This window comes from Streptomyces showdoensis, from assembly GCF_039535475.1.
Taxonomy (GTDB): domain Bacteria; phylum Actinomycetota; class Actinomycetes; order Streptomycetales; family Streptomycetaceae; genus Streptomyces; species Streptomyces showdoensis.
In genome coordinates this window covers 1,704,586-1,729,920 of record NZ_BAAAXG010000026.1, presented here as the reverse complement: position 1 = coordinate 1,729,920, position 25,335 = coordinate 1,704,586, and the positions used below count along the sequence as shown (strand labels likewise).

Here is a 25,335-nt window from a genome sequence, read left to right as displayed (position 1 = left end):
CCCCGTCGTCGGGCAGTCGCTCCTTCATCGTCATCCGGCGTCGTCCTGCTCGGCGGCCCAGCGCCGGGCGAGCGCGGCGGCCTTCTGGGTGGCCTCGGCCACGGCCTCGGGCCCGCCGTCGGCGGCCCGGGCCGCCGCGTACCCGACCAGGAAGGTGGTCAGCGGCGCGGCCGGCCGGGCGACGCCGTGGGCGGCGTCACGGGCGAGGTCGAGCAACAGGCCGGTGTCGACGTCCAGGTCGATGCCCAGTTCGTCCTTGACTGCGGTGATCCATTCGTCCAGCACGCTCCCATGCTCCCTGATCCGCGCGCGGGCCGTGACGATGTCCCCCCAGGTGTCGCAGTCGAAGGAGGCCGGGCCCTCCTCGGCGACCCGGACCAGGTCCAGACTCCCGGTGACCAGCCGCAGCGGAAGTCCCGCGAGACCGCCCCGCTCGGCCACGAGATCCCCGATCACCCGCCGCAGCGCCCGCACCCGGTAGGCGGCCACCAGCGGCTGCTCCCGGCCCTCCCCGTCGACGAGCACGGCCCCGTCGGCCCCGCCCCCGGCGCCGAGCGCCGCCACGAGCCGCCGCGCGGTCCCGGCCTCGAAGAAGGGCAGGTCAGCGGAGAGGACGAGGACGACGGGGTCGACGGGGTCGACGGGGTCGACGGGGTCGGTGGAGCTGGTGGGGCCGGTAGGGGTGGTGGAGTCGGCAGGGGCGGTAGGGGCGGTAGGGGCGGTAGGGGTGCTGGGGGCGGCGAGGGCCCCGGAAGGGCCGACGGAGGGAGCGGAGGGGGCGACGCCCCCGGACGGGTCGGCGGTGTCCCGGGACGGGCCGCTCGGGGCCAGCCGGCGCAGGCCCGCGTCGAGGGCGGCGAGGGGGCCGCCGCCGGGCGGGTCCTCCCTGGCCCACGCCACCGGGCGCGCGGTGGCCCGGGGGGCGGCGACGACCACGGTCGTCCCGGCCTCGCGGCAGCCCGCAAGGACCCGGTCGAGCAGGCTCCGGCCGCCGACCCGGACCCCCGGCTTGTCGGCTCCGCCGAGGCGCCGGGCGGCACCGCCGGCGAGCACGATGGCGTCGTACGGGGTCGTCATGCCAGCAGTATCGTCCGCACCCGCGCGGGACCGCCCTACCGGGGCCGGTCGGCACGGGTGGCGCGGACAGCGGCGGCGGGAGGGACATCAGGCAAGAGGCGGGAGCGAAACGTGCGGGAGGCCCGGTAGGCACGGGAGGTGCGGCCGGCCCGCGCCTCGGGGGAGGCGGTGCGGACCGGTCCGCGAGGACGTGTCCGGGACCCGGCGTGGGGTTGGGTCCCGGACGGGGCCGCCGGGAACCGCCGGGGCCCCGTGCCCCGGCCGGCGTCCGCCCCGGCGGAGTCCTGTCACAGCGTGCGCAGCAGCACCGCCGGATTCTCGACGCAGTCGGCGACGTAGCGGAGGAAGCCGCCGGCCGTCCCGCCGTCGCAGACCCGGTGGTCGAAGGTCAGCGAGAGCTGGACCACCTGACGCACCGCCAGTTCGCCCTGGTGCACCCACGGCTTGGGGACGATCCGCCCCACACCGAGCATGGCCGCCTCGGGGTGGTTGATGATCGGCGTGGAGCCGTCGACGCCGAACACCCCGTAGTTGTTCAGGGTGAACGTGCCGCCGGTCAGGTCCGCCGGGGTGAGCGTCCCCTGCCGGGCCGACTCGGTCAGCCGGGCGAACTCGGCGGTCAGCGACTCGGCGGTGCGCCCGCCGGCCTCCTTGACCACGGGGACGACCAGGCCGCGTTCGGTCTGGGCCGCGAAGCCCAGGTGCACGGAGGGCAGCCGGACGATCTCGCGTGCGGCCGTGTCCACCGTGGAGTTGAGCTCCGGGAAGCGGGCCAGGGCGTGGGTGCAGATCCGGGCGAGCAGCGCGAGCACGGATATCTTCGGCCCGCCCGCCGCGTTCATGGCCGCGCGCGCGGCCATCAGCTCGGTGGCGTCGGCGTCGACCCAGCAGGTCGCGTCGGGGATCTCGGTCCGGCTGCGGGACAGCTTGTCGGCCACCGCGCCGCGCACCCCGCGCAGCGGGATCCGCTCGCCCGCCCCGGCCGCGACCGGGGTGCCGGGCGCGGGGGCCGCGGCGGCCGCGTAGGCGGGGACGGGGGCCGGGGCGGGCCGGGCCCGTACGGCGAGGGCGGTCTCGACGTCGGCGCGCAGGATGAGCCCGTCGGGGCCGGAGCCGCGGATCTCGCGGAGGTCGAGGCCCTCGTCGCGGGCCAGCTTGCGCACCAGCGGCGAGATGACGGGAACGGGCCCCTGCGGGACGACGGGTGCCGAGACGGGCACGGCGACGGGCGTGACGGCGGGCGCCGCCGCGGAGACGGCGACGGGCGTCTCCCGGCGGACCCGGCGACGCCGTGCCGCGGGCCCGGCGGTGCCGTAGCCGACGAGCACGTTGCCGGAGTACTCCGACGAGACAGCCGACTCTGCGGAGGCGGAGGCGGAGACTGAGGAAGAGGTGGGGGTGGAGGCTGAGGTGGAGCCCGCCGTTCCCGCCGGCTCGGCCACGGCTCCCTCGGCTCCGCCGACCGCGACCGTCAGGAGGGGTGCGCCGACCGGCAGTTCCGTGCCCTCCTCGCCGAAGCGGGCGGTGACCACGCCCCCGTACGGGCAGGGCACCTCCACCATCGCCTTGGCCGTCTCCACCTCGACGACCGGCTGGTCGATGGCGACGACGTCGCCGACGTTCACCAGCCAGCGGACGATCTCGGCCTCGGTGAGTCCCTCGCCGAGGTCGGGCAGCTTGAATTCGAGCACCTGGGCCATCAGCTCCCCGCCTCCCACTGGAGCCGGGCGACCGCGTCCAGGACCCGGTCCACGCCGGGCAGGTGGTGGCGCTCCAGCATCGGCGGCGGGTACGGGATGTCGAAGCCCGCGACGCGCAGCACCGGCGCCTCCAGGTGGTGGAAGCAGCGCTCGGTGACCCGCGCGGCGATCTCGCCGCCCGGCCCGCCGAAGCCGGCGGACTCGTGGACCACGACCGCGCGGCCGGTGCGCTTCACGGAGGCGGCGACGGTCTCGTCGTCGAACGGGACGAGCGAGCGCAGGTCGACGACCTCCAGGTCCCAGCCCTCGGCCTGGGCGGCCTCGGCGGCCTCCATGCAGACCGGCAGGGAGGGGCCGTAGGTGATGAGGGTGGCGCTGGTGCCGCGGCGGCGCACCACGGCCTTGCCGATCGGCTCCACGGCGGCGGGCGCCTCGGGGGACCAGTCGGACTTCGACCAGTAGAGCCGCTTGGGCTCCAGGAAGACCACCGGGTCGTCGGAGGCGATGGCGGCGCGCAGCAGCCCGTAGGCGTCCTCGACGGTCGCCGGGGTGACGACGTGGAGGCCGGGGGTCGCCATGTAGTAGGCCTCGGAGGAGTCGCTGTGGTGCTCGACCCCGCCGATCCCGCCGCCGTACGGCACGCGGACGACGATCGGCATCGGCATGGCGCCCCGGGTGCGGTTGCGCATCCGGGAGACATGGCTGATGAGCTGCTCGAACGCCGGGTAGGCGAACGCGTCGAACTGCATCTCCACGACCGGCCGCAGCCCGTACATGGCCATGCCGACGGCGGTGCCGAGGATGCCCGCCTCGGCCAGCGGCGTGTCGGTGCAGCGGTCCTCGCCGAACTCCTTGGCGAGCCCGTCGGTGACCCGGAAGACGCCGCCGAGGGTGCCGACGTCCTCGCCGAGCACGTGGACGGTGGGGTCCTCGGCCATCGCGTCGCGCATGGCCCGCTGGAGGGCCTGCGCCATGGTGGCGGGCTTGGCCGCCGCCTTGGCGGCCGGCCGCGCGGTCGCGTGGGTGGTCATCCCGCCTCGCTCTCGGCGTCGAGCTCCGCGCGCAGCTGCTCCGCCTGCTCGCGCAGCTGCGCGGTCCGCTCGGCGTACACGTGGGCGAACAGGTCCATCGGGTCGAGCACGGGGTCGGCGTTCATCCGCTCGCGCAGTGCCGCGGCCATCGTCTCGGCGGCCTCGGCGGCCTCGCGCCGGCCGTCCTCGTCGAGGAGTCCGCGCTCGGTCAGCTCCCGCTCCAGCAGGAGGATCGGGTCGTGGGCGCGCCAGGTCTCGACCTCGCCGTCGCCGCGGTAGCGGGTGGCGTCGTCGGCGTTGGTGTGGGCGTCGATCCGGTAGGTGACGGCCTCGACGAGGGTGGGCCCGCCGCCGCGCCGGGCGCGGGTCACGGCCTCGGTCAGCACCTGGTGGACGGCGACGGCGTCGTTGCCGTCGACGAGCCGGCCCGGCATGCCGTAGCCGACGGCCTTGTGGGCCAGGGACGGGGCCGCGGTCTGCTTGGCGAGCGGCACGGAGATCGCGAAGCCGTTGTTCTGCACGAAGAAGACCACGGGGGCCTGCCACACGGCCGCGAAGTTCAGCGCCTCGTGGAAGTCGCCCTCGCTGGTGCCGCCGTCGCCGACCATGGCGAGCGCGACCACGTCGTCGCCCTTCAGCCGGGCGGCGTGGGCGAGGCCCACCGCGTGGGGGAGCTGGGTGGCGAGCGGGGTGCACAGCGGGGCTATGCGGTGCTCGTGCGGGTCGTAGCCGGTGTGCCAGTCGCCGCGCAGCAGGGTCAGCGCCTGCACGGGGTCGAGCCCGCGGGCGACGGCGGCGAGGGTGTCGCGGTACGAGGGGAAGAGCCAGTCCCGCTCCTCCAGCGCCAGCGCCGCGGCCACCTCGCAGGCCTCCTGGCCCGTCGTGGAGGGGTACACGGCGAGGCGGCCCTGCTTGGTGAGGGCGGTCGCCTGCGCGTTGTACCGGCGGCCGCGGACGAGCTCCGCGTAGAGGCGGCGCAGCAGCTCCGGGTCGGCGTCGGCCACGGCGTCGGTGCCGAGCACGCGCAGCGGCTCGGCGTCCGGCAGCAGCGGGGCGGGGTCGGTGCGCGGCTGCCAGGCCGGCGGCGGGGTGGGCCGGTAGGCGAGAGCGGCACCGGGGGGCTCTTGGACTGTCGAACTGCGCTGTTGCAACGAGTCCACCTCCTCGTGGGAGCGGGCATAAGACCCGAAGGCGGGTGGCGCGAAATGTGGCGCGCCTCACCTACCGATTGTTCGGTCGTGGAGGCATTTTGGCTACAGGCACCTTCAGCCTGTGGACAAACGGTTCTCCACAGCTTGGGATGGGTGCAGGTCGTCCACTGGAGAGAGGCGGGGGGACATGGCGGATGAACAAATGGCCGACGTCGAGGAGCGCACCATCGACGAGCTCCTGAACGCGCCCCCCGGCGCCGCCCCCTCGACGGGCGCTCCGGCGGGCCCGTCCGGATCCCCGCCGGGCCCTGTCATCGTCTCCCCGATGCCGCCGGCCCGCCCGCTGGACGCGATCGACCGGGACATCCTGCGGCTGCTCCAGGCGGACGGCCGCGCCTCGGTGCGTTCGGTGGCCGAGCGGGTCCACGTCTCCCGCGCCAACGCGTACGCGCGGATCAACCGGCTCATCGACGACGGGGTGATCCGCGGCTTCAGCGCCCGCGTCAACCACGAGCGGGCGGGGCACGGTGCCTCCGCCTACATCACGCTCAAGATCGTCCAGAACTCGTGGCGCACCGTCCGCGAGCAGCTCCAGGCCCTCCCGGGGGCCGCGCACATCGCGCTGGTCAGCGGCGACTTCGACGTCCTGCTGCTGGTCCACACCCCGGACAACCGGACCCTGCGGGAGCTGGTGCTCACCCGCCTCCAGTCGATCCCGGAGGTGCTCTCCACGCGCACCCTGCTGGTCTTCGAGGAGACGGACCTCGACCCGGACCCGGACCGGCGGGACTGAGGCCCCCGGCCCCGCCCGCCCCGCCCGTCCCCCGGGCCGGCGGCCCGGACACCCGCCCCGCCGGCCCGGACACCGCGAAGGGCCGGGAGGGAGGCCGAGGTGAACCCCCGAACCCCCTCCCGGCCCTCCTGAAGCCTTTCCCGGCCTCCTGAAGCCCTGCTCCCGGCCCTCCCGTGGAGGGCGCACCGCCTCAGCGGGCGGTGCGCAGCCCTCCGAAGGCCATGCGCACGACGGTCTCCGCCAGCTGCTCCCGCTCCGACGGGGAGTCCGGGTGCGGCTTGTACCACTCGACCAGCGAGTTGATCATGCCGAAGAGCAGCCTGGTCGCCAGCCGGATGTCCAGGTCGGCCCGCAGGTCGCCGTCGGCTGCCGCCGCCTTCAGCAGCTCGGCCACCCGGTGGTCGAACTCGCGGCGGCGTTCCATCGCCCACCGCTCGGTCTTCGTGTTGCCCCGCACCCGCAGCAGCAGCGTCACGTACGGGAGCTCCTCGATCAGCACCTCCACCGTGCGCCGGGTCACGTACTCGACCCGCTCCACGGCCCGGCCACGGCCCGCGCCCGGCTCGTCGAGCACCGCGAAGAGCCCGTCGAGCGCCCGGCTGACCGCACGCCGCAGCAGCTCCTCCTTACCCGCCACGTGGTGGTAGATCGAGGACTTGGAGATCCCGGCCGCCTTGGAGAGGTGCTCCATGGAGGTGCCGTCGTAGCCGCGCTCGTTGAAGACCCGCACGGCGACCGAGAGCAGCGTGTCGGGGGTGTACGTGTCCCGTCTGGCGGTGGTCATCGGCTCTCCTCCGCGTCTGCGACGTCGTCGTCGTATCCACGCCGCACGAGGCCGAGCGAGGGCGCGTAGCGGCCGGTGGGGTAGCGCTCGTGCAGTTCGCCCAGCAGCTCCACCAGGCGCCTGTGGCCCACCTTCGCCGCCCACTCCAGGGGGCCGGCCGGGTAGTTGACGCCGAGCCGCATCGCGGTGTCGACGTCCTCGGCGGAGGCGACCCCCCGGTCGACCGCGTCGGCGGCGAGGTCGGCCAGCATGGCGACCGTACGGGCGACGATCATGCCCGGCACGTCGCCGATCACGGAGACCTGCTTGCCGAGCGCCTGGAAGAGCCCGACGGCCTCCTCCAGGGTCTCCGGGGAGGTGCGCGCGGCGGTGGACAGGACGATCCTGCCCGCCGCGGCGTAGTCGAGGGCGAGGTCGAAGTAGACGATCTCCTCGTCCGTGTACTCGAACGAGGTCTCCCCGTCGGCGAGACCGAGCCGGCCGCCGCCGCTCAGGGCGATGTACCCGTCACCGCGCTTGCGCCGGACCTTCACGCCGGCCTGCTCGAAGAGCTCCGCCAGCACCTTCGCGGGCCCCAGGTCGCCGTGGATCGTGACGGCCTCCGGCGCCTTCGCCGGGGCCGCCGTGTGCGGCTCGGGACGCGCGGCGCCCTCCGCGTACGGGAACCAGCCCTGCCCCGACTTGCGGCCGAACCGGCCCGACTCGACCAGGCGCCGCTGCGCGAGCGACGGCGTGAACTTGGGGTCCTGGAAGAAGGACTCCCATACGGAGCGGGTCACGGCCTCGTTGACGTCCTGGCCGATGAGGTCGGTCAGCTCGAAGGGGCCCATCCGGAAGCCGCCGGACTCGCGCAGCGCCGCGTCGATCGTGGCGGGGTCGGCCGCGCCCTCCTCGTAGACGCGCAGCGCCTCCGCGTAGAAGGGGCGGGCGATGCGGTTGACGATGAAGCCGGGGGTGTCGGCGCAGCGCACCGGCGTCTTGCCCCAGTGCCTGGCGGTCTCGTACGCGCGCGTGGCGGCGGCCGGCTCGGTGGCGAAGCCGCTGACGATCTCGACGAGCGGCAGCAGCGGGGCCGGGTTGAAGAAGTGCATGCCGACGAAGCGCCCGGGCAGCCGCAGGCCGCCCGCGATGGCGGTGACGGAGAGCGAGGAGGTGTTGGTGGCGAGCAGGGTGTCCGCGCCGACGATCTCCTCCAGCTCGGCGAAGAGGCCCTGCTTGACCTCCAGCCGCTCGACGATCGCCTCGACGACCAGGGCGGCGTCGGCCAGCGCGGAGAGCTCGGGCGCCGCGTGCAGCCGGGCGACGGCCGCGTCCCGCTCCGCCGCGTCGAGCCGGCCCTTCTCGACGAGCCGGTCAAGGCGGGCCGCGACGGCGGTCACGGCCTCCTCGGCGCGGCCCGGGACGCTGTCGTGGAGGCGGACGGGATGGCCCGCGAGCAGGGCGACCTGGGCGATGCCCTGGCCCATGGTCCCCGTACCGACGACGGCGACGGCACGGCTCGGATCGATGGGTCCGGCTCCGTCGGCCGACACCGCGTCGCTCCCCTGGACGGTCGTGTTGGCGGTCATAGGAGTGATCCTCCCCGATGGGTTTTCCACAGGATCGACGGACCCCCTTGTCCCGACCGATCGTTCGGTTACTCTAACTCCGTACGCCTGCCCCTGCCCAGCTCATTGAGGAGTTGCGCCCATGGCCGCCGCTCAGCTGACCACCGACCGTCTGGCCGACAAGCACCGGTCCACCCTCGATCAGGCCCTCGACACCATCCGCACGCGCGCGTACTGGTCCCCGTACCCGGAGCACCCCAAGGCGTACGGGGAGGGCGGCTCGCTGGACGCGGCCGCCGGTCTGGACGCCTACAAGGCCCTGCTGGACACCCGCTTCGAGCTCGACCAGCCCGGCACCGACGACTGGACCGGCGCGGAGGTCTCGCCGTACGGCCCGGCCCTCGGCGTCACGTACCCGCACGCCGACATCGACGTCCTGCTGCCCGCGATGCGCGCCGGCATGGGCGCCTGGCGCGACGCCGGGCCCGAGACCCGCGCCCTGGTCTGCCTGGAGATCCTCGCCCGGATCTCCGCCCGCACCCACGAGTTCGCGCACGCCGTCATGCACACGAGCGGCCAGGCCTTCATGATGGCCTTCCAGGCCGGCGGCCCGCACGCCCAGGACCGCGGTCTGGAGGCGGTGGCGTACGCGTACGCGGAGCAGACCCGCACCCCCGCCGGCCGCGCCGACTGGTCGAAGCCGCAGGGCAAGCGCGAGCCGCTGGAGCTCTCCAAGGAGTTCACCCCGGTCGCCCGCGGCATCGCGCTGATGATCGGCTGCAACACCTTCCCGACGTGGAACGGCTACCCGGGCCTGTTCGCCTCCCTGGCCACCGGCAACCCCGTCCTGGTCAAGCCGCACCCCCGCGCGGTCCTCCCGCTGGCCCTCACGGTCCGCGTCGCCCGCGAGGTCCTCGCCGAGGCCGGCTTCGACCCGAACCTGGTGGCGCTCGCCGCCGAGCGTCCCGGCGAGGGCATCGCCAAGACGCTGGCCGTCCGCCCCGAGATCCGGATCATCGACTACACCGGCTCGACCGCCTTCGGCGACTGGCTGGAGGCCAACGCCCGCCAGGCGCAGGTCTACACGGAGAAGGCCGGCGTCAACACGGTCGTCGTCGACTCCACCGACGACTACAAGGGCATGCTCTCCAACCTGGCCTTCTCCCTGTCCCTGTACAGCGGCCAGATGTGCACCACCCCGCAGAACCTGCTGATCCCCCGCGAGGGCATCACCACCGACCAGGGCCCGAAGTCGTACGACGAGGTCGTCGCCGACCTCGCGGGCGCGGTCGGCGGCCTGCTCGGCGACGACGCCCGGGCGAACGCGCTGCTGGGCGCCCTGGTGAACCCCGACGTGAAGGCGCGCCTGGAGGCCGCCGCCGGCCTGGGCGAGGTGGCACTGGCCTCCCGCGAGGTGGCGAACCCGGACTTCCCGCAGGCCGTCGTCCGCACACCGGTCATCGTGAAGCTGGACGGCTCCAAGCCGGACGCGGAGGCGGCGTACCTCTCCGAGTGCTTCGGCCCGGTCTCCTTCGCCGTCTCGGTCGACTCGACCGCCGACGCCCTGGAGCTGCTGCGGCGCACGGTCCGCGAGAAGGGTGCGATGACGGTCGGCGCGTACACGACCTCGGCCGAGACCGAGCGGGCCGTGGAGGAGGTCTGCCTGGAGGAGTCGGCGCAGCTCTCGCTGAACCTGACGGGCGGGGTCTACGTGAACCAGACGGCCGCGTTCTCCGACTTCCACGGCTCGGGCGGCAACCCGGCGGCGAACGCGGCGCTGTGCGACGGCGCCTTCGTCTCCAACCGCTTCCGCGTGGTGGAGGTCCGCCGCCAGGCCTGACCCCGCCCGCCGGGCCGGGGCGGGGGACCGGATCCCCCGCCCCGCCCCGTCAGTCGATCTCCGCGTACCGCTGCACCCAGGCGTGCATGGCGACCGCGGCCGCCGCGCCCGCGTTGATCGACCGGGTCGATCCGAACTGGGCGATCGAGCAGACCATCGCCGCGTGCTCCCGGGCCTCCTCGGTGAGCCCCGGTCCCTCCTGCCCGAAGAGCAGCACACAGCGGCGCGGCAGCACGGTGCGCTCCAGCGGCACCGAGCCCGGCAGGTTGTCGATGCCGATGATCGGCAGGTTCTCGGCCGCCGCCCAGGCGGTCAGCGACCGGGTGTCCGGGTGGTGCCGCACGTGCTGGTAGCGGTCGGTGACCATGGCCCCGCGCCGGTTCCAGCGCCGCCGCCCCACGATGTGGATCTCCTTGGCGAGGAAGGCGTTCGCGGTGCGCACCACCGAGCCGATGTTGAAGTCGTGGCCCCAGTTCTCCACCGCCACGTGGAAGTCGTGGCGGCGGGTGTCCAGGTCCTCGACGATCGCCTCCCGCGTCCAGTAGCGGTAGCGGTCGACGACGTTGCGCCGGTCGCCGCCGGCCAGCAGCTCGGGGTCGTAGCGCTCGCCCCGCGGCCAGGGCTCCGGGTGCGGCCCGACGCCGACCTCGGGGGCGAAGCCCTCGTCGTACTGGACCGGCTCGCTCTGCTGTTCCTCGGTGGTGCTCACCCGACGAGGGTACGGGGAGGCGGCGCGGGCACCGCTTCCACCGGCGGCTTCCGCCGCAGCAGCCGGTCCCGGCCCCGCGCCGCCCGCGCGCCCAGCCACAGCAGGAACGCCGTCGGCAGGAAGACCGCGTCCGCGGAGATCATCGCGAGCGAGAAGAAGGGGAGCCCCAGCAGCACGGCGATGCCCGCATGCTCCAGCATCATCACGGCGAGCAGGACGTTCTTGACCTTGCGGTTGAAGAGCGTGAAGGGGAAGGCGACCTGGACGATCACGGTGCCGTAGGTCAGCAGCAGCACCATCACCCCGCTCGCCCCCAGCAGGTCGGAGAGGGCCGGCCAGGGGGAGAAGTAGTCCAGCTTGAGCGGGTAGTACAGCGCGGTGCCGTCCTGCCAGCGCGAACCCTGGATCTTGTACCAGCCGGCCGTGGCGTAGATCAGACAGACCTCCACCATGATCACGACGAGGGCGGCGTTGTGGGTGAGGTTGGCGATGACGTCGAGCAGGGTGCGCGGCTCGTCGTCGGCGTACCGGCACACCAGCCACCACAGCCCCTGCCCCAGCCACAGCACCCACATGAGCACCACGAGCCACCACTCGCCGGTGAGCTCGGAGAACCAGGTGGCGGCGAGGAGGAGGCCGCCGAGGACCGTCCACAGCAGCGGTCCCACCAGGTCGCGGTCCGGGCCGCGCTCCGCGCCGCCACCGCTGCGCCCGCGCCGGGCCGCCCGCCGGGCGTCGAGCGACCAGACCTGGCCGCAGCGGGTGAGGACGAGGTAGAGCGCCATGATGTGGACGACGTTGTCGCCGCCGTCGCCCATGAAGATGGACCGGTTCTGCAGGGACAGCACGCCGGCCATGAAGACCACGGACACGGCCCGGGTGTGCCAGCCGAGCAGCAGCAGCACGGAGGAGAGCACCGCGAGCCCGTAGACGAGCTCGAACCAGAGCCGCCCGTCGGACCACATCAGGGCGGTGAAGGCGTGGTTGTCGGCGATCAGCCGGCGGCCCATCTCCCAGGACCAGGGGCCGTCGGGCCCGTACAGCTCCAGCCGGTGCGGCCACTCGCGCAGCAGGAACAGCAGCCAGGTGAGCGAGAAGCCGATCCGGACGATCGCCGTCTGGTACGGGCCGAGGGCCTCGGCCGTGACCTTCTGGACGGCCCGGGCGAGCCGCCGGTCGAAGGGGACGCGGGGCTGCGCGGGGGCAGCGGGGGTGCGGCTCATCGGCCGGCCTCCGTACGGTTCGGCGCGAGGCCCCGGGCCTCGGCGTCCGCGGCCCCGGCGGGCCGGTCGGCATCGGTGATCCGCCACCACGGGTAGCTGCGGAAGGCCGGCTGCGCGCCGGTCTTCTCGCCGCTCCACGGGGGCGGAGGGACGGGCGTGGTCACGGAGCGCAGCTGGATCCGCTCGACCGTGCCGCCGAGATCCCGCTCGTCGAGGCGCAGCATCACGATCCGCCGCATGTAGCTCTCGGAGAGCTCTCCGCGCAGCCCGTTGGGGCGGTGGTCGTCGGTGTGGGAGTTCAGGTAGAAGTCCCAGGCCCGGCGCAGCTCGTTCTGCTCGGTGTGGCTCGGCAGCAGGCTGCCTCGGATGTCCGCGGCGTCCTGGGCGGAGAGGTCGATCCAGCCGGTGGTCCTGCGCCCGCCGTCACCGGCCACCTGGGCGCGCACCTGGACGGCGATGTTCTGCTGGAGCGGGTTGGGGGCGAAGAGCTTCCAGTTCTGCTCGAACTCGGGGTAGATCCAGTCGTCGACGGCCTCGCCGTGCTGCTTGGTCAGCGTGTTCGACGGGGCGACGTGCAGGAACACCATCGCGACGTGGACGCAGGCGAAGACGCCCAGGACGGCGAGCGCGACGGCGGCGACGACCTGGTACGGCAGCGACAGCCCGGCGATCCCGGCCCCGGACCGCCGGGCCGGCGGCACGGACCCGTCGTGGCGCTCCGGGGCGTCCGGCCCCGCCGGCTCGTCCGGCCCCGCCGGCTCGTCCGGGGGCGCGGGCTCGTCCTGGGCTGCGGTCTCGGTGGCGTCCTCGCGCACGCCCCTGTCGTCGTCCGAGTCCATCGCGCCCCGCTCCCGATCGGCCCAAGCAGTTATCCACAGAGGTTGACACCATACGGGCCGCCGAACGACCATTGAAGTCATTCAACCGAACGATCGGTCGGTAGGGGGTCCGATGACCGCAGGCACGGCAGAGACGACAGCGACACCGGTGACGGCAGAGACGGCGACACAGGCCGCCCTCGAAGCGGTGTTCGACGCCGCCGTCGCCGCCGACGAGCGCATCGAGCCCCGCGACTGGATGCCCGACGCCTACCGCGCCGGCCTGGTCCGCCAGATCGCCCAGCACGCCCACTCCGAGATCATCGGCATGCAGCCCGAGGCGAACTGGATCACCCGCGCCCCCTCCCTCCGGCGCAAGGCCATCCTCATGGCCAAGGTCCAGGACGAGGCCGGCCACGGCCTCTACCTCTACAGCGCCGCCGAGACGCTCGGCACCAGCCGCGACGAGCTCCTCGACAAGCTCCACTCCGGCCGCCAGAAGTACTCGTCGATCTTCAACTACCCCACGCTGACCTGGGCCGACGTCGGCGCCATCGGCTGGCTCGTGGACGGCGCCGCCATCACCAACCAGGTCCCCCTCTGCCGCTGCTCCTACGGACCGTACGCACGCGCCATGGTCCGGGTCTGCAAGGAGGAGTCCTTCCACCAGCGCCAGGGGTACGAGGCCCTCCTCGCCCTCTCCCGCGGCACCGAGGCCCAGCACGCCATGGCCCAGGACGCGGTCGACCGCTGGTGGTGGCCCTCCCTGATGATGTTCGGCCCGCCGGACGACGAGTCGACCCACTCCGCCCAGGCCATGGCCTGGAAGATCAAGCGCCACTCCAACGACGAACTGCGCCAGCGCTTCGTCGACATCGCCGCCCCGCAGGCCGAATCCCTCGGCCTCACCCTCCCCGACCCCGACCTGAAGTGGAACGAGGAGCGCGGGCACTACGACTTCGGCCCCATCGACTGGGCCGAGTTCTGGGACGTCCTCAAGGGCAACGGCCCCTGCAACGAGCAGCGCCTCACCAAGCGCCGCCAGGCACACGAGGACGGCGCCTGGGTCAGGGAAGCCGCCGCGGCCTACGCGGAGAAGCACACTGCGAAGCAGCACACGGACGGGGAGGCACGGGCATGACCACCGACGGATGGCCGCTGTGGGAGGTGTTCGTGCGCTCGCGCCGCGGACTGTCCCACACCCACGCCGGCAGCCTCCACGCACCGGACGCCGAGATGGCCCTGCGCAACGCCCGCGACCTCTACACCCGCCGCAACGAAGGCGTGTCGATCTGGGTCGTCCCCTCCACCGAGATCACCGCCTCCTCCCCCGACGAGAAGGACCCCTTCTTCGAGCCCTCGGCGGACAAGCCCTACCGCCACCCCACCTTCTACGAGATCCCGGACGGGGTGAAGCACCTGTGACCGCACAGCCAGCCACCACCCCGGCCGCCGCCCTCGCCCTCGGCGACGACGCCCTCGTCCTCGCCCAGCGCCTGGGGGAGTGGGCCGGCAGCGCCCCCGTCCTGGAAGAGGAGGTCGCCCTCGCCAACATCGCGCTCGACCTCCTCGGCCAGGCCCGCATCCTGCTCTCCCTCGTCGGCGACGAGGACGAACTGGCCTACCTCCGCGAAGAGCGCGCCTTCCGCAACTGCCAGCTCGTCGAACAGCCCAACGGCGACTTCGCCCACACCATCGCCCGCCAGCTGTACTTCTCCACCTACCAGCGGCTCCTCTACGGCGCGCTCGCCGCCGGCGACGGCCCCCTCGCCGGACTCGCCGGCAAGGCCGTCAAGGAAGTCGCCTACCACCAGGACCACGCCGAGCACTGGACCCTGCGCCTCGGCGACGGCACCGAGGAGAGCCACCGGCGCATGCAGCAGGCCTGCGACGCCCTCTGGCGGTACACCGGCGAACTGTTCCAGCCCCTCGACGGCCTGGACCTCGACACCGCCGCGATGGAGCGCACCTGGCTCGACTCCGTCACCGCCGTCCTCGAAAAGGCCACCCTCACCGTCCCCACGGGCCCGCGCACCGGCGCCTGGAAGGCCGGCGCCGGCCGCGAAGGCCTGCACACCGAGTCCTTCGGACGGATGCTCGCCGAAATGCAGCACCTGCACCGCAGCCACCCGGGCGCGTCATGGTGACCACCACCCCGGCCACCGACCCGGCCACCGCGCCGACCGCGCTCGAAGAGGACCTGGCCCGCATCGCCGGCGCCGTCCCCGACCCCGAGCTGCCCGTCCTCACCCTCGCCGAACTCGGCGTCGTCCGAGGCGTCCACGTCCTCGCGCCCGGCCGCGTCGAGGTCGAACTCACCCCCACCTACACCGGCTGCCCCGCCATCGAGGCGATGTCCTCCGACATCGAACAGGCCCTCCACGCACACGGAGTACCCGAGGTCACCGTCATCACCGTCCTCAGCCCCGCCTGGACGACCGACGACATCACCGCCGAAGGCCGCCGCAAACTCACCGAGTTCGGCATCGCCCCGCCCCGCCCCCAGGGCCCCGCCGGCGGACCGGTCCCCCTCACCCTCGCGATCCGCTGTCCCCACTGCGGCTCCACCGACACCGAACTCCTCAGCCGCTTCTCCTCCACCGCCTGCAAGGCACTCCGCCGCTGCACGGCCTGCCTCGAACCGTTCGACCACTTCAAGGAGTTGTAGATGCAGTCCTCAAAGACCGGACGGGCCGGATTCCACCCGCTCCGGGTCAGCGAGGTCGAGCAGCTCACGGACGACTCGGTGGCCGTCACCTTCGCCGTCCCGCCCGAGCTGCGCGAGACCTACCGCCACACCCCCGGCCAGCACCTCGCCCTGCGCCGCACCGGAGCCCACGGCGAAGAGATCCGCCGCACCTACTCCATCTGCGCCCCCGCAGCCCCCGAAGGCGAGACGCCCGTCCTCCGCGTCGGCATCCGCCTCGTCGACGGCGGCGAGTTCTCCACCTACGCCCTCAAGGAACTCGCCGTCGGCGACACCGTCGAGGTCATGGAACCCATGGGCCGCTTCGTCCTCGCCCCCCGGCCCGGACACTTCGCGGCCGTCGTCGGCGGCAGCGGCATCACCCCGGTCCTGTCGATGGCCGCCACCCTGCTCGCCCGGCAGCCCGACGCCACCTTCTGCCTCGTGCGCAGCGACCGCACCGCGGCCTCCACGATGTTCCTCGACGAGGTCGCCGACCTCAAGGACCGCCACCCCGACCGCTTCCAGCTGGTCACCGTCCTCTCCCGCGAGGAACAGCAGTCAGGACTCCCCTCCGGCCGGCTCGACCACGAACGGCTCACCACCCTGCTGCCCGCGCTGCTCCCCGTCGACGGCATCGACGGCTGGTTCCTGTGCGGCCCCTTCGGCCTGGTGCAGAGCGCCGAGCGGGCCCTGCGCGAGCTCGGCGTCGACCGGACACGCGTCCACCAGGAGATCTTCCACGTCGACGACGGCTCCGCCCCCGCCCCGGCCCCCTCGGCCGACGCCCCCGCGCACGCGACCCTGACCGCCACCCTGCACGGCCGCTCAGGCAACTGGCCCGTCCAGCAGGGCGAGACGCTCCTGGAGACCGTGCTGCGCGCCCGGGCGGACGCCCCGTACGCCTGCAAGGGCGGCGTGTGCGGCACCTGCCGCGCCTTCCTCGTCTCCGGCGACGTGCGGATGGACCGCAACTTCGCCCTGGAGCCCGAGGAGACCGACGCCGGATACGTCCTGGCCTGCCAGTCCCACCCGGCGACCCCCGAGGTGGAGCTCGACTTCGACCGCTGACAGGCGGATCCCGCCCATTCCCTTCCGGTAGAACCTGTTCTATCTTGACGATCCGTCAGATCGACAGGGCCGGAAGGGACAGGGCAGTGGACTTCACCTTCACCGAAGAACAGCACGCCGCCGTCGAGGCGGCCAAGGCCGTCTTCTCCGACGTCGCACCCGACGCCGTACCCAGCCCCGCCCTCACCCCCGGCGCGGTCTCCGACGACTACGACCGCCCCCTATGGGCCCGCCTCGCCGCAGCCGACCTCCTCGGCCTGCTCCTCGACCCCGCCCACGGCGGCGCCGGACTCGACGCCATCGCGCTCTGCCTCGTCCTGCGCGAATCCGCCCGCGTCCTCGCCCGCGTCCCCCTGCTCGAAACCACCGCGGTCGCCGTCACCCTCCAACGGGACGCCCCCGCCGAAACCGCCGCGGCCCTCCTCCCCCGTGTCGCCCGCGGCGAACTCGTCCTCACCGCCGCCACCCACGGCAGCACCGGCCACGACCCGGCCCCCCTCGCCGTCACCGCACACCAGGACGCCACCGGCTGGACCCTCGACGGCCACACCGGAGCGGTCCCCTGGGCCCACCGGGCCGACCTCATCGCCGTCCCCGCGCACACCCCCGACGGCAGGACCGTCCTCGCCCTGCTGCCCCGCACCCACCAGGGACTCACCCTCGCCGACCAGTACGGCACCCACGGCGAACTCCTCGCCGAACTCCACCTCGACGGCGTCCGCCTCGACCCCGCCGACGTCATCGACACCGACGGCGCCTGGGAACGGCTCCGCGACCTCCTCGCCACCGGAACCTGCGCCCTCGCCCTCGGCCTCGGCGAACAGGTCCTCACCATGACCAGCCAGTACACCGGCAAGAGGGAACAGTTCGGCCACCCCGTGGCGACCTTCCAGGCCGTCGCCGTCCAGGCCGCCGACCGCTACATCGACCTGCGCGCCATGGAGGCCACCCTGTGGCAGGCCGCCTGGCGCCTCACCACCGACGCCGGCGGACCGCTCCCCGCCGGCGGGGACATCGCCGTCGCCAAGATCTGGGCCTCCGAAGGCGTACGCCGCGTCGTCCAGACCGCCCAGCACCTCCACGGCGGCTTCGGCGCCGACACCGACTACCCGCTGCACCGCTACCACGCCTGGGCCAAGCACCTCGAACTCGCCCTCGGCCCCGCCGCGGCCCACGAGGAGGAACTGGGCGACCTGCTCGCCGCCCACCCCCTCGCCTGAACTACAGCACGTACGCGGGGCTCCCGCCGTCCGCCACCATCGGGCGCCCCGCACCGTCCCAGGCCAGCATCCCGCCGTCCACGTTCACGGCGTCGATGCCCTGCTGCACCAGATACTGCGTGACCTGAGCCGAACGGCCACCCACCCGGCACATCACGAACGCACGCCGGCCCTCGGCCACGGCCTCCGTGACCTCACCGAACCGCGCGACGAACTCGCTCATCGGCACGTGCAGCGCACCCTCGACATGACCGGCCGCCCACTCGTCGTCCTCCCGGACGTCCAGCACCAGGGCATCGGCCGGCACGGAGGCCGCGTCCACCGACGGCAGCGGGGCGAAATTCATGGGTCAGGCCTTCTCTCTCGCACGACGGTGGCACTCCGCGAACGCGGGCGCCGAACCATCGAAACCTACTGCACCGGCCGCACCAGCACGGCGAGCTCCGCCTCACGCTCGGAGACCTGCGCGAGCAACTGCTCGGCGATCTCCTCCAGCAGCCGGTCCGGATCGTCCGGAGCCATCCGCAGCATCGCGCCGATCGCGCTGTCCTCCAGCTCCCGGGCCGCCCCCGACAGCATCTCCTTGCGGTCCGACAGCCACTCCAGCCGCGCGTACAGCTCCTCGCTCTCGCTCAGCCGCACCTCCGCCACCGGCCCGGCCGCCCACTCCTCGGACAGCTCCCGCAGCAGAGCCTCGTCCCCACGGGCGTAGGCCGCGTTCACCCGCGTGATGAACTCCTCACGCCGCTGCCGCTCGCCCTCTTCCCGGGCCAGATCCGGATGCGCCTGCCGCACCAGCTCGCGGTACAGCTTGCGCACCTCGTCGGACGGCCGCACCCGCTTCGGCGGCTGCACCGGCCGGTCGGTCAGCATCGCCGCCGCCTCGGCCGACAGCCCGTCGGAGTCCACCCAGTCGTGGAACAGCTCGTCCACCCCGGGCATCGGCATGACCGCGGCCCGCGCCTCCTGGGCACGCCGCAGGTCCTCCGGGTCCCCGGTCCGCGCCGCCCGCGCCTCCGCGATCTGCGCGTCCAGCTCGTCGAGACGGGCGTACATCGGACCGAGCCGCTGGTGATGCAGCCGGGAGAAGTTCTCCACCTCGACCCGGAAGGTCTCCACCGCGATCTCGAACTCGATCAGCGCCTGCTCCGCCACCCGCACGGCCTGCTCCAGGCGCGCCTCGGGCCGCTCACCCTCGGACCCGCCACCCACGCCCTGGTCCACGCTCACGTCCACGCCCGTCCACGTCCTCGTTCCGGCTCGTCCCATCCAGCCTACGGTCCCTCCGGGGGGGCTCCCCCCTCCCTCCCCCTCCCCCTCCCCTCCCGCTCTCTCCCCCCCGCCCCGCCCCCTATGAAGACGGTCCGGACGTCAGACGCCCAGCTCCGCCGTTATGCGGCCCGTTCGGATCGCCGACAGCAGGTCCTCGTGGTCCGCGGTGGTGCGGTCCGCGTAGGCGACGGCGAAGGCCGCCACGGCCTCGTCGAGCTCCTCGTTCTTGCCGCAGTAGCTGGCGATCAGCCGCGGGTCCGCGCTGTGGGCGTGGGCCCGGGCCAGCAGGGCGCCGGTCATGCGGCCGTAGTCGTCGACCTGCTCGGCGGTCAGGGCGGCCGGGTCCACGCTGCCCTTGCGGTTGCGGAACTGGCGCACCTGGTACGGCCGCCCCTCGACGGTCGTCCAGCCGAGCAGGATGTCGCTGACGACCTGCATCCGCTTCTGCCCGAGCACCACGCGCCGTCCCTCGTGCCCCGCGTCCGGGACCGCGAAGCCGGCCGCCGGAAGGTAGGGCAGCAACGCCGAGGGGCGGGCCTCCTTGACCTGGAGGACCAGCGGCTCGCCCCGGTGGTCGAGGAGCAGCACCACGTAGGAGCGGGTGCCGACGCTGCCGGTGCCGACCACGCGGAAGGCCACGTCGTGCACCGCGTACCGGGCGAGGAGCGGCAGCCGGTCCTCGGACACGGTCTCCAGGTACTCGCCGAGCGCGGCGGCCACGGCCGCCGCCTCCTCGTCGGGCACCCGGCGCAGTACGGGCGGCGCGTCGACGAAGCGTCTGCCGCCGCCCTCCTCGTCGGTGACGGCCTCGGTGGAGCGGGCCGCGAACCGCGCGCTGGTGTTGTTGCGGGCCTTCGCCGAGACCCGTTCCAGGGTGCCTATGAGGTCGCGGGCGTCGGTGTGGGAGACGAGCTCCTCGTCCGCGATGGCGTTCCAGGCGTCGAGTGCGGGGAGCCGGGCGAGCAGCCGCATGGTGCGGCGGTAGGCGCCGACGGTGTCGAAGGCGGCGGCCCGGCACATCTCCTCGTCGGCGCCCACCTCGCGCCCGGCCAGCACGAGGGAGGTGGCGAGCCGCTTGAGGTCCCACTCCCAGGGGCCCACGACGGTCTCGTCGAAGTCGTTGAGGTCGATGACGAGCCGGCCTCGGGCGTCCCCGTAGAGGCCGAAGTTGGCGGCGTGCGCGTCGCCGCATATCTGGGCGGTGATGCCGGTGACGGGTGAGCCGACGAGGTCGTGGGCCATGAGCCCGGCGGAACCGCGCAGGAACGCGAAGGGGCTCGCCGCCATCCTGCCGACCCGTATCGGTGCGAGGGCGGCGACCCGGCCCCGGCTGGACTCCTCCACGGCGGACACGGCGTCGGGCCGCCCGGGGGCGAGGACGAGCGTGCCATGCGAGGACCGGGGGACGCTGCGCCGCAGCTCCTTGCCGCGCTCCTTCGCCGAGGCGGAGGCGGAGCCGGCGGCCTCGGCCGACGGCTCGGTCCCGCCCGCCGCGCGCCGTGCGAACCCGGCCACGTGCGGGATGCGCCCGCTTCCGTGGGTCGTGTGCTCACGCTGTCCCGGAACCGCTGTCCTGATCTCGTCCATGGGACGGCCTCCCCCGACTCTCGCCTGCCTGCCAACATCAACTTCGTCGACTGGGCATGACGGTACCGCCGGGGCCGTCAGGCCGTCTTCCCCTGTGGACAACGACCTGTGGACAACTCTTCCCCACCCGGGGTCGGACTGCTCCGGGGCCGGTCAGACCCCGACGGCCTCCTCGATCTCCTCCTCGATGTCCTCCTCGATCTGCGCCTTGGCGCCCTGCTCGGACCGTCCCCGGGCACCGGCCGCCGACACCGCCGACGCCCTCGACGCCACCGGCGCCGCGGCCGCCGCGCGCCTCCCCTCGGTCCTCCCCGCGGCGACGGTGAGCACCGCCCCGGCGAGGAACCACAGGGCGAGCACGAGGACGTTCCGGCCGAGTCCCTGCCCGTCGAAGTAGACGTGGCCGCGGACGCCCTCGACGAAGCCCGCGCCGTTCCAGAACGCGTGCAGCGAGCCGAAGAAGCCGGGCTGGAGCTCGGGGCGGTAGATGCCGCCGGAGCTGGTGAAGTTGAGCATCACGAACAGGACCATCACGCCGAGGGTGGTCCAGCGCTTGAGGTAGGTGTGCAGTCCGACGCCGACCAGGAGGATGCCGGCACAGTACAGCCAGGCGAGGGCCCAGACTCCGCCGAGTCCGCGGTCGACGAGGTGGAAGAGCGGTCCGGCGAAGACGGCGCCGATGAGGCTGACGACGAGGGACGTCCCCGCGGCGAGCAGGGCCCTGATCCGCATGGGGAGTACGGCTCCGGCGCCGCCGATGACGGCGACGGAGGCGTACGAGCCGATGCTGAGGGCGACGAGGAGGAAGAAGACTCCCTGTCCGGTGGGGTCGCCGGGGGAGACGGGGGCGACGTCGGTGACCTTCAGGGGTTCGCCCTGGGTGGCGGCGACCTTGGTGAAGACCTTCTCGGCGGCCATGGCGCTGGTGTCGGAGGAGGCGGAGGCCACGAGGAGTTCGGGCCCCGGGGAGGCGTCGGCAGCCGGCCCGCCGCCCGTCGTCCCGTCGGCCACGTGACGGGCGCCCGTAGCCCCGCTGGCCGCCTGTCCGCCGCCGGGCAGGTACGCGCCGAAGCTGGACCGGTCGCGCAGGTGCGCGGTGGCGGTGGCGCGATCGGGGACGGTGCGGACGTCGAGGGCGCCGGCGGTCTTGTCCTGGAGGGTCTGAGCGAGGACCTGGGCGTGCGGACCGGAGCCGACGATGTCGACGCGCAGGTCGTGGGGTGCGGGGGCGTGGAAGGCGCCCAGGTAGGCGAGGCCCATGCCGACGCACATCAGCAGGGGGGTGAGCAGATGCCCGAGGACGTGGCGCAACGCTCCCTTGGTGGTCGGTCCTGCGGACACCGGAACCTCCATGGTTGGCTTTTACAACTAAATAACCGTTGTACTATACAACCGAAGGCTCGGAGCGGACCACCGCGCCCGGCCACCGGATCCCTGGTGACAAGGAGCGCACCATGAGCGACGGCGCGCGGGAGACATCCCTCGACACCATCGAGCGGGAGCTGACCGCCTTCGCCCGCCGGGCGCGGGCCGCGGCGGCCCGGCTCCATCCGGAGCTGCCGCTGGTCTCCTACACGCTCCTCGCCCACATCGACGACCAGCAGGGCTGCCGGGCCACGGACCTGGCCGCGCACTACCTCCTGGACAAGTCGACCGTGAGCCGCCAGGTCGGCGGCCTGGAGAAGCTCGGGCTGGTCGAGCGGCGGCCCGACCCGGACGACCACCGGGTCCAGGTGCTGCACCCCACCGAGCGGGGCACCCGGCTCCTCGCCTCCACCCAGGCCAGCCGCCAAGCCGCCTACGAGGAACGCCTCAAGGACTGGTCGCCCGACGACCTCGCCCGCTTCGCCGCCTATCTGCTCCGCTACAACGCGGCGGGCGGCACCGGTCTCCCCGGCACCACGGGCTGAGCCGGCCGGGTCGAGCGGACGCGTCGGAGCGGATACGTCGGACCCGACCGCGTCCAGACCCGACCGCGTCCAGACCCGACCGCGTCCACATCCGACCGCGTCCAGATCCGACCGTGTCCGGGGGCGCCGCGTCGGAGCGGACGCGTCAGAGGCGGGCGTCCCGCGCCAGCAGGGCCGCCTGGACCCGGTTCTCGCAGCCCAGTTTGGCGAGGATGCGGCTCACATAGGTCTTCACCGTCGCCTCGCTCATGTGCAGGCGCCGCCCGGCGTCCGCGTTGGACAGCCCCTCGCCGAGCAGGGCCAGCACCTCGCGCTCCCGCTCGCTGAGCGCCGTCAGCCGGGTCCGCGCCTCCTGCGCCCGGGCCGCCTCCCGGCCGGAGGCCAGCTGCTCGACCACGTGCCGGGTGGCGGCGGGGGAGAGATACGCGTCGCCCGCGGCCGCTGCCCGTACGGCGCGGATGAGTTCGGCCGGTGCGGTGTCCTTGAGCAGGAACCCGGCACCGCCGTGCTCCAGCGCCCGCAGCACGTTCTCCCGCTCGCCGAAGGTCGTCAGCACGATCACCCGCGTCGACGGGGCCGCCCGGCGCAGCTCCGGCAGGGCGGAGAGCCCGTCGAGCACGGGCATCTGGATGTCGAGCAGCAGGACGTCGGCGGCGTGGGCGCGGGCCAGGTCGACCGCCTCCCGGCCGTTCGCCGCCTCCGCGACGACCTCGATCTCCGGGTCCGAGGTGAGGATCATCCTGATCCCTGCCCTGATCAAGGGTTCGTCATCGGCGATCACGACCCTGATGTGCCGGCGCCCTGCCACAGCCACAGCCACTCCCCAACGGCGAACGATACGGACCCGGGCTCCCGCCCGCGCCCCGCCGACGCCCGCACCGGCGCCGGCACGTGGCCCCGCGCTAGCGCACGACCTCGTACGACTTCTTCTCGATCAGCTTGCCGTCCTTGAAGCAGAACCGGAAAACGGGCTCGCTCTCCATGCTCTCGCCCGTCTCCGAGCTCATCAGCACCAGGCAGCTGGAACCCTCGGGCTCCTTGGGGCCCTTTCCGTGCAGGCCGGTGGTGGCGATGGTGTCACCCGAAGGAAGCCGCTCGCGCACCTCCTTCTCGCTCTGGCCGACCTTCACGGCGTCGTACTCGCCCGGGCCGATCATCCCGTCCTGCATCGACCCCATCAGGAAGTAGATGCCGAAGCCGCCCGCCACCAGCAGCAGCACGAGGGCCGCGAAGGCGATCCCGCACCCGATCGCTATCCCGCCGCCCGTGCTCCTGCCCCTGCCCGCGCGCATCGCCATCGCCCACTCCCGTTCGGTCACCGTCCAGTCGGGCCTTCCGACCACGGCCCGACCACCGTCCCGCGAGCGGGGCCACCGCGACTGCTGTCGGAAGTCGTCGGCCGCATCGACGAAAGGATCGACGGGAGAACCGGGGGCGGCACCGTGCGGACCGTTCGGGGTGCCGGGCGGGGAACCGGGCGCGGAGCCCGCGGGCGTGACGCCCAGTTCGAGGCCGGCCGTCACCAGGTCCGGCTCGACGTACGGAGCGGCCTCCACCGCCCCGTACGGCAGGACGCCCGCGACCCGGAAGCCCCCGCCGTCCGCCGGGCCCGCGTGCACGATGCCGCCGACCAGCCGGGCCCGCTCGTGCAGTCCGGTGAGGCCCTGTCCGCCGCTGACGACGCCGGTGGGCTCGGCCGCCGCCGGCTCGTTGAAGACCTCGACGACGAACGCGTCCGGCTCGTAGCGCACTTCGACCGCGATGGCTGCACCGGGCGCGTACTTGTAGGCGTTCGTCAGGCCCTCCTGGACGATCCGGTACGCGGCGTGGTCGACCGCCGGCGCGAGCGGCCGCGCGTCGCCGTGACGGGCGAGCTCGATCGTGGTCCCGGTGGACCGGGCGGCGGCCACCAGCCCCTCGATGCCGGCGGTCCCCCGGGCCGCCTTCCCCGTCTCGTCCCCGGGCCGCACCACCGGTACGCCCCCCGTCTCGTCGGGCGCCTCCACCCCGTCCCGCAGGATGCCGACGACCTCGCGCAGCTCGTGCATGGCGTCCACCGACGCGTTCCGCAGCACGCCGACGGCCTCGCGCTGCCGGTCGGTCAGGTTCGGGTCGACCTCCAGGGCGCCCGTGTGCACCGATATCAGCGCCAGTTGGTGGCCGAGGCTGTCGTGCATGTCCTGCGCGATCCGCTGCCGCTCGCGCAGCCTCGCCTGCCCGGCGATCATCACCCGCTCCCTGATCAGCTGGGCGTTGCGCTGCTGAAGGGCGTGCAGCAGGGTCCGGCGCTGGGTCCAGTAGCGGTGGGCGAGGCCGGGCGCGAGCGTGGTGGCCAGGAAGTACAGGGTGGTGATGAAGGCGAGGGTGAGGATCATGCGCTGGTCCCAGGCCTCGATCACCGTGCCCAGGAGGTTCAGCACGTACGCGGCGGTGAACGCGGCGAGGGCCCGCCCGGCGCCCGCGATGTAGCGTCCCGCGGACCAGCCGATGAGGATCAGGAGCGCCAGGAAGCCCGGTATGAAGGGCGCGAGGAACGACGTGACGACGAGCACGGTCGCGGGCAGCCTGCGGCGCAGCAGCGACAGGACCGCGGAGCCCAGGGCGACGCCCGCGAGGGCCCAGCCCTCGCCGGCGCGGAACACGTCCTCGGCGCCGGCGGCCAGCAGCGCCATGACGAGGGCGAGGACCACCTCGCCCGCGGTCCTGCGGCGCGACCACTGGCCGGGCACCACGAACCACTGCCAGGCGGCGCCGGGCCATGACCTGATCTTCGTAGGAGCTTCCACGCCCGCACGATAGGCGGCGCCGCGGCCGGTCCGCCGTCCTCTTTCGTCGCGCCTCGCACCGACGAACGTCGCAGCGGTTTCGTGACGTCCCGCACCGACGGACGTCGCAGCGGCGGTCGCGACCGGCCGG

General features: G+C 73.6%; 24 protein-coding genes. 9 read left to right on the top strand and 15 right to left on the bottom strand.

The window, feature by feature from the left end; translation table 11 throughout:
* Positions 1-30: 30 nt before the first annotated feature.
* The 4 genes from ABD981_RS20840 to pdhA form a co-directional block, all read right to left on the bottom strand.
* Positions 31-1,077 carry a DUF6457 domain-containing protein gene (locus ABD981_RS20840; RefSeq protein ID WP_046909338.1) on the bottom strand — a complete coding sequence of 349 codons (1,047 nt, stop codon included), beginning with the start codon at positions 1,075-1,077 and terminating at the stop codon, positions 31-33.
* 287 nt (positions 1,078-1,364) lie between these two features.
* Positions 1,365-2,777: a dihydrolipoamide acetyltransferase family protein gene (locus tag ABD981_RS20835; RefSeq protein WP_046909400.1), complete on the bottom strand. Its 1,413-nt coding sequence runs from the start codon at positions 2,775-2,777 to the stop codon at positions 1,365-1,367.
* Positions 2,777-3,808 (bottom strand): alpha-ketoacid dehydrogenase subunit beta, encoded by a 1,032-nt coding sequence (locus tag ABD981_RS20830; protein WP_046909337.1) that lies wholly within the window; start codon positions 3,806-3,808, stop codon positions 2,777-2,779. Before ABD981_RS20830 ends, ABD981_RS20835 begins: the two co-directional genes overlap by 1 nt.
* Positions 3,805-4,968: a pyruvate dehydrogenase (acetyl-transferring) E1 component subunit alpha gene (gene pdhA, locus ABD981_RS20825; protein ID WP_046909336.1), complete on the bottom strand. Its 1,164-nt coding sequence runs from the start codon at positions 4,966-4,968 to the stop codon at positions 3,805-3,807. The genes ABD981_RS20830 and pdhA overlap by 4 nt, the downstream gene beginning before the upstream one ends.
* Before the next feature lie 178 nt (positions 4,969-5,146).
* On the opposite strand from pdhA, the gene ABD981_RS20820 reads away from it, so the two are divergent.
* Entirely contained in the window at positions 5,147-5,752 is a 606-nt protein-coding gene (locus tag ABD981_RS20820) for an Lrp/AsnC family transcriptional regulator (protein WP_123954716.1), read from the top strand.
* A 190-nt stretch (positions 5,753-5,942) separates the two neighbouring features.
* On the opposite strand, the gene ABD981_RS20815 is transcribed toward ABD981_RS20820, so the two are convergent.
* Positions 5,943-6,536 carry a TetR/AcrR family transcriptional regulator gene (locus ABD981_RS20815; RefSeq protein WP_046909335.1) on the bottom strand — a complete coding sequence of 198 codons (594 nt, stop codon included), beginning with the start codon at positions 6,534-6,536 and terminating at the stop codon, positions 5,943-5,945.
* Complete coding sequence (locus ABD981_RS20810) at positions 6,533-8,104, bottom strand: 3-hydroxyacyl-CoA dehydrogenase (protein ID WP_046909334.1); 1,572 nt, start codon at positions 8,102-8,104, stop codon at positions 6,533-6,535. The genes ABD981_RS20815 and ABD981_RS20810 overlap by 4 nt, the downstream gene beginning before the upstream one ends.
* Before the next feature lie 121 nt (positions 8,105-8,225).
* Between ABD981_RS20810 and paaN the strand changes: the two genes are divergently transcribed.
* Positions 8,226-9,923 (top strand): phenylacetic acid degradation protein PaaN, encoded by a 1,698-nt coding sequence (gene paaN, locus ABD981_RS20805; protein ID WP_046909333.1) that lies wholly within the window; start codon positions 8,226-8,228, stop codon positions 9,921-9,923.
* Positions 9,924-9,972: 49 nt separating this feature from the next.
* On the opposite strand, the gene ABD981_RS20800 is transcribed toward paaN, so the two are convergent.
* From ABD981_RS20800 to ABD981_RS20790, 3 genes are read right to left on the bottom strand one after another with little or no spacing between them, the layout of a single operon-like run.
* Entirely contained in the window at positions 9,973-10,632 is a 660-nt protein-coding gene (locus ABD981_RS20800; protein ID WP_046909332.1) for a TrmH family RNA methyltransferase, read from the bottom strand.
* Positions 10,629-11,855, bottom strand: a complete 1,227-nt coding sequence (locus tag ABD981_RS20795; RefSeq protein WP_046909331.1) for an HTTM domain-containing protein — start codon at positions 11,853-11,855, stop codon at positions 10,629-10,631. Before ABD981_RS20795 ends, ABD981_RS20800 begins: the two co-directional genes overlap by 4 nt.
* On the bottom strand, positions 11,852-12,694 hold the full coding sequence (locus tag ABD981_RS20790; protein WP_046909330.1) for a DUF5819 family protein: 843 nt from the start codon (positions 12,692-12,694) through the stop codon (positions 11,852-11,854). The genes ABD981_RS20795 and ABD981_RS20790 overlap by 4 nt, the downstream gene beginning before the upstream one ends.
* Positions 12,695-12,806: 112 nt before the next feature.
* Here ABD981_RS20790 and paaA point away from each other — a divergent pair, with 112 nt between their 5' ends.
* The 6 genes from paaA to ABD981_RS20760 all read left to right on the top strand — a co-directional run bounded on the left by paaA (position 12,807) and on the right by ABD981_RS20760 (position 17,650).
* A complete protein-coding gene (paaA, locus tag ABD981_RS20785) occupies positions 12,807-13,814 on the top strand; it encodes a 1,2-phenylacetyl-CoA epoxidase subunit PaaA (RefSeq protein ID WP_046909329.1) in 1,008 nt (335 codons plus the stop codon).
* Positions 13,811-14,098, top strand: coding sequence for a 1,2-phenylacetyl-CoA epoxidase subunit PaaB (paaB, locus tag ABD981_RS20780; protein WP_046909328.1), 288 nt, complete (start codon positions 13,811-13,813; stop codon positions 14,096-14,098). The genes paaA and paaB overlap by 4 nt, the downstream gene beginning before the upstream one ends.
* Positions 14,095-14,820, top strand: coding sequence for a 1,2-phenylacetyl-CoA epoxidase subunit PaaC (gene paaC / locus ABD981_RS20775; protein WP_046909327.1), 726 nt, complete (start codon positions 14,095-14,097; stop codon positions 14,818-14,820). Before paaB ends, paaC begins: the two co-directional genes overlap by 4 nt.
* Positions 14,814-15,341: a 1,2-phenylacetyl-CoA epoxidase subunit PaaD gene (gene paaD, locus ABD981_RS20770; RefSeq protein WP_046909326.1), complete on the top strand. Its 528-nt coding sequence runs from the start codon at positions 14,814-14,816 to the stop codon at positions 15,339-15,341. The genes paaC and paaD overlap by 7 nt, the downstream gene beginning before the upstream one ends.
* On the top strand, positions 15,342-16,430 hold the full coding sequence (locus ABD981_RS20765; protein ID WP_046909325.1) for a 2Fe-2S iron-sulfur cluster-binding protein: 1,089 nt from the start codon (positions 15,342-15,344) through the stop codon (positions 16,428-16,430). It abuts the gene before it with no gap.
* Between the two features lie 86 nt (positions 16,431-16,516).
* Entirely contained in the window at positions 16,517-17,650 is a 1,134-nt protein-coding gene (locus ABD981_RS20760) for an acyl-CoA dehydrogenase family protein (protein WP_046909324.1), read from the top strand.
* A 1-nt stretch (position 17,651) separates the two neighbouring features.
* On the opposite strand, the gene ABD981_RS20755 is transcribed toward ABD981_RS20760, so the two are convergent.
* The 4 genes from ABD981_RS20755 to ABD981_RS20740 form a co-directional block, all read right to left on the bottom strand.
* Positions 17,652-17,996 (bottom strand): rhodanese-like domain-containing protein, encoded by a 345-nt coding sequence (locus tag ABD981_RS20755; RefSeq protein ID WP_046909323.1) that lies wholly within the window; start codon positions 17,994-17,996, stop codon positions 17,652-17,654.
* A 65-nt stretch (positions 17,997-18,061) separates the two neighbouring features.
* A complete protein-coding gene (locus ABD981_RS20750) occupies positions 18,062-18,886 on the bottom strand; it encodes a hypothetical protein (protein WP_123954715.1) in 825 nt (274 codons plus the stop codon).
* 135 nt (positions 18,887-19,021) lie between these two features.
* Entirely contained in the window at positions 19,022-20,509 is a 1,488-nt protein-coding gene (locus ABD981_RS20745) for a DUF2252 domain-containing protein (protein WP_046908715.1), read from the bottom strand.
* 153 nt (positions 20,510-20,662) lie between these two features.
* Positions 20,663-21,862 carry an ABC-2 transporter permease gene (locus ABD981_RS20740; RefSeq protein ID WP_123954604.1) on the bottom strand — a complete coding sequence of 400 codons (1,200 nt, stop codon included), beginning with the start codon at positions 21,860-21,862 and terminating at the stop codon, positions 20,663-20,665.
* A gap of 101 nt (positions 21,863-21,963) precedes the next feature.
* Between ABD981_RS20740 and ABD981_RS20735 the strand changes: the two genes are divergently transcribed.
* Positions 21,964-22,419, top strand: coding sequence for a MarR family winged helix-turn-helix transcriptional regulator (locus tag ABD981_RS20735; protein WP_046908713.1), 456 nt, complete (start codon positions 21,964-21,966; stop codon positions 22,417-22,419).
* Between the two features lie 145 nt (positions 22,420-22,564).
* Here ABD981_RS20735 and ABD981_RS20730 read toward each other — a convergent pair whose 3' ends face one another.
* Positions 22,565-23,227 (bottom strand): response regulator, encoded by a 663-nt coding sequence (locus ABD981_RS20730; protein ID WP_046908712.1) that lies wholly within the window; start codon positions 23,225-23,227, stop codon positions 22,565-22,567.
* Positions 23,228-23,321: 94 nt separating this feature from the next.
* The gene (locus tag ABD981_RS20725) at positions 23,322-25,205 is read right to left on the bottom strand and encodes a sensor histidine kinase (protein ID WP_240495280.1); all 1,884 of its coding nucleotides are present in this window, start codon (positions 25,203-25,205) and stop codon (positions 23,322-23,324) included.
* Between the last annotated feature and the right edge of the window lie 130 nt (positions 25,206-25,335).

Coding starts and splice junctions, on each gene's coding strand:
- ABD981_RS20765 (WP_046909325.1), top strand. CDS start 15,342: ATGCAGTCCTCAAAGACCGGACGGGCCGGATTCCACCCGCTCCGGGTC.
- ABD981_RS20740 (WP_123954604.1), bottom strand. CDS start 21,862: ATGGAGGTTCCGGTGTCCGCAGGACCGACCACCAAGGGAGCGTTGCGC.
- ABD981_RS20790 (WP_046909330.1), bottom strand. CDS start 12,694: ATGGACTCGGACGACGACAGGGGCGTGCGCGAGGACGCCACCGAGACC.
- ABD981_RS20795 (WP_046909331.1), bottom strand. CDS start 11,855: ATGAGCCGCACCCCCGCTGCCCCCGCGCAGCCCCGCGTCCCCTTCGAC.
- paaD (WP_046909326.1), top strand. CDS start 14,814: ATGGTGACCACCACCCCGGCCACCGACCCGGCCACCGCGCCGACCGCG.
- ABD981_RS20735 (WP_046908713.1), top strand. CDS start 21,964: ATGAGCGACGGCGCGCGGGAGACATCCCTCGACACCATCGAGCGGGAG.
- paaB (WP_046909328.1), top strand. CDS start 13,811: ATGACCACCGACGGATGGCCGCTGTGGGAGGTGTTCGTGCGCTCGCGC.
- ABD981_RS20835 (WP_046909400.1), bottom strand. CDS start 2,777: ATGGCCCAGGTGCTCGAATTCAAGCTGCCCGACCTCGGCGAGGGACTC.
- ABD981_RS20745 (WP_046908715.1), bottom strand. CDS start 20,509: ATGGACGAGATCAGGACAGCGGTTCCGGGACAGCGTGAGCACACGACC.
- paaA (WP_046909329.1), top strand. CDS start 12,807: ATGACCGCAGGCACGGCAGAGACGACAGCGACACCGGTGACGGCAGAG.
- ABD981_RS20815 (WP_046909335.1), bottom strand. CDS start 6,536: ATGACCACCGCCAGACGGGACACGTACACCCCCGACACGCTGCTCTCG.
- ABD981_RS20820 (WP_123954716.1), top strand. CDS start 5,147: ATGGCGGATGAACAAATGGCCGACGTCGAGGAGCGCACCATCGACGAG.
- paaN (WP_046909333.1), top strand. CDS start 8,226: ATGGCCGCCGCTCAGCTGACCACCGACCGTCTGGCCGACAAGCACCGG.
- ABD981_RS20810 (WP_046909334.1), bottom strand. CDS start 8,104: ATGACCGCCAACACGACCGTCCAGGGGAGCGACGCGGTGTCGGCCGAC.
- ABD981_RS20755 (WP_046909323.1), bottom strand. CDS start 17,996: ATGAATTTCGCCCCGCTGCCGTCGGTGGACGCGGCCTCCGTGCCGGCC.
- ABD981_RS20830 (WP_046909337.1), bottom strand. CDS start 3,808: ATGACCACCCACGCGACCGCGCGGCCGGCCGCCAAGGCGGCGGCCAAG.
- ABD981_RS20840 (WP_046909338.1), bottom strand. CDS start 1,077: ATGACGACCCCGTACGACGCCATCGTGCTCGCCGGCGGTGCCGCCCGG.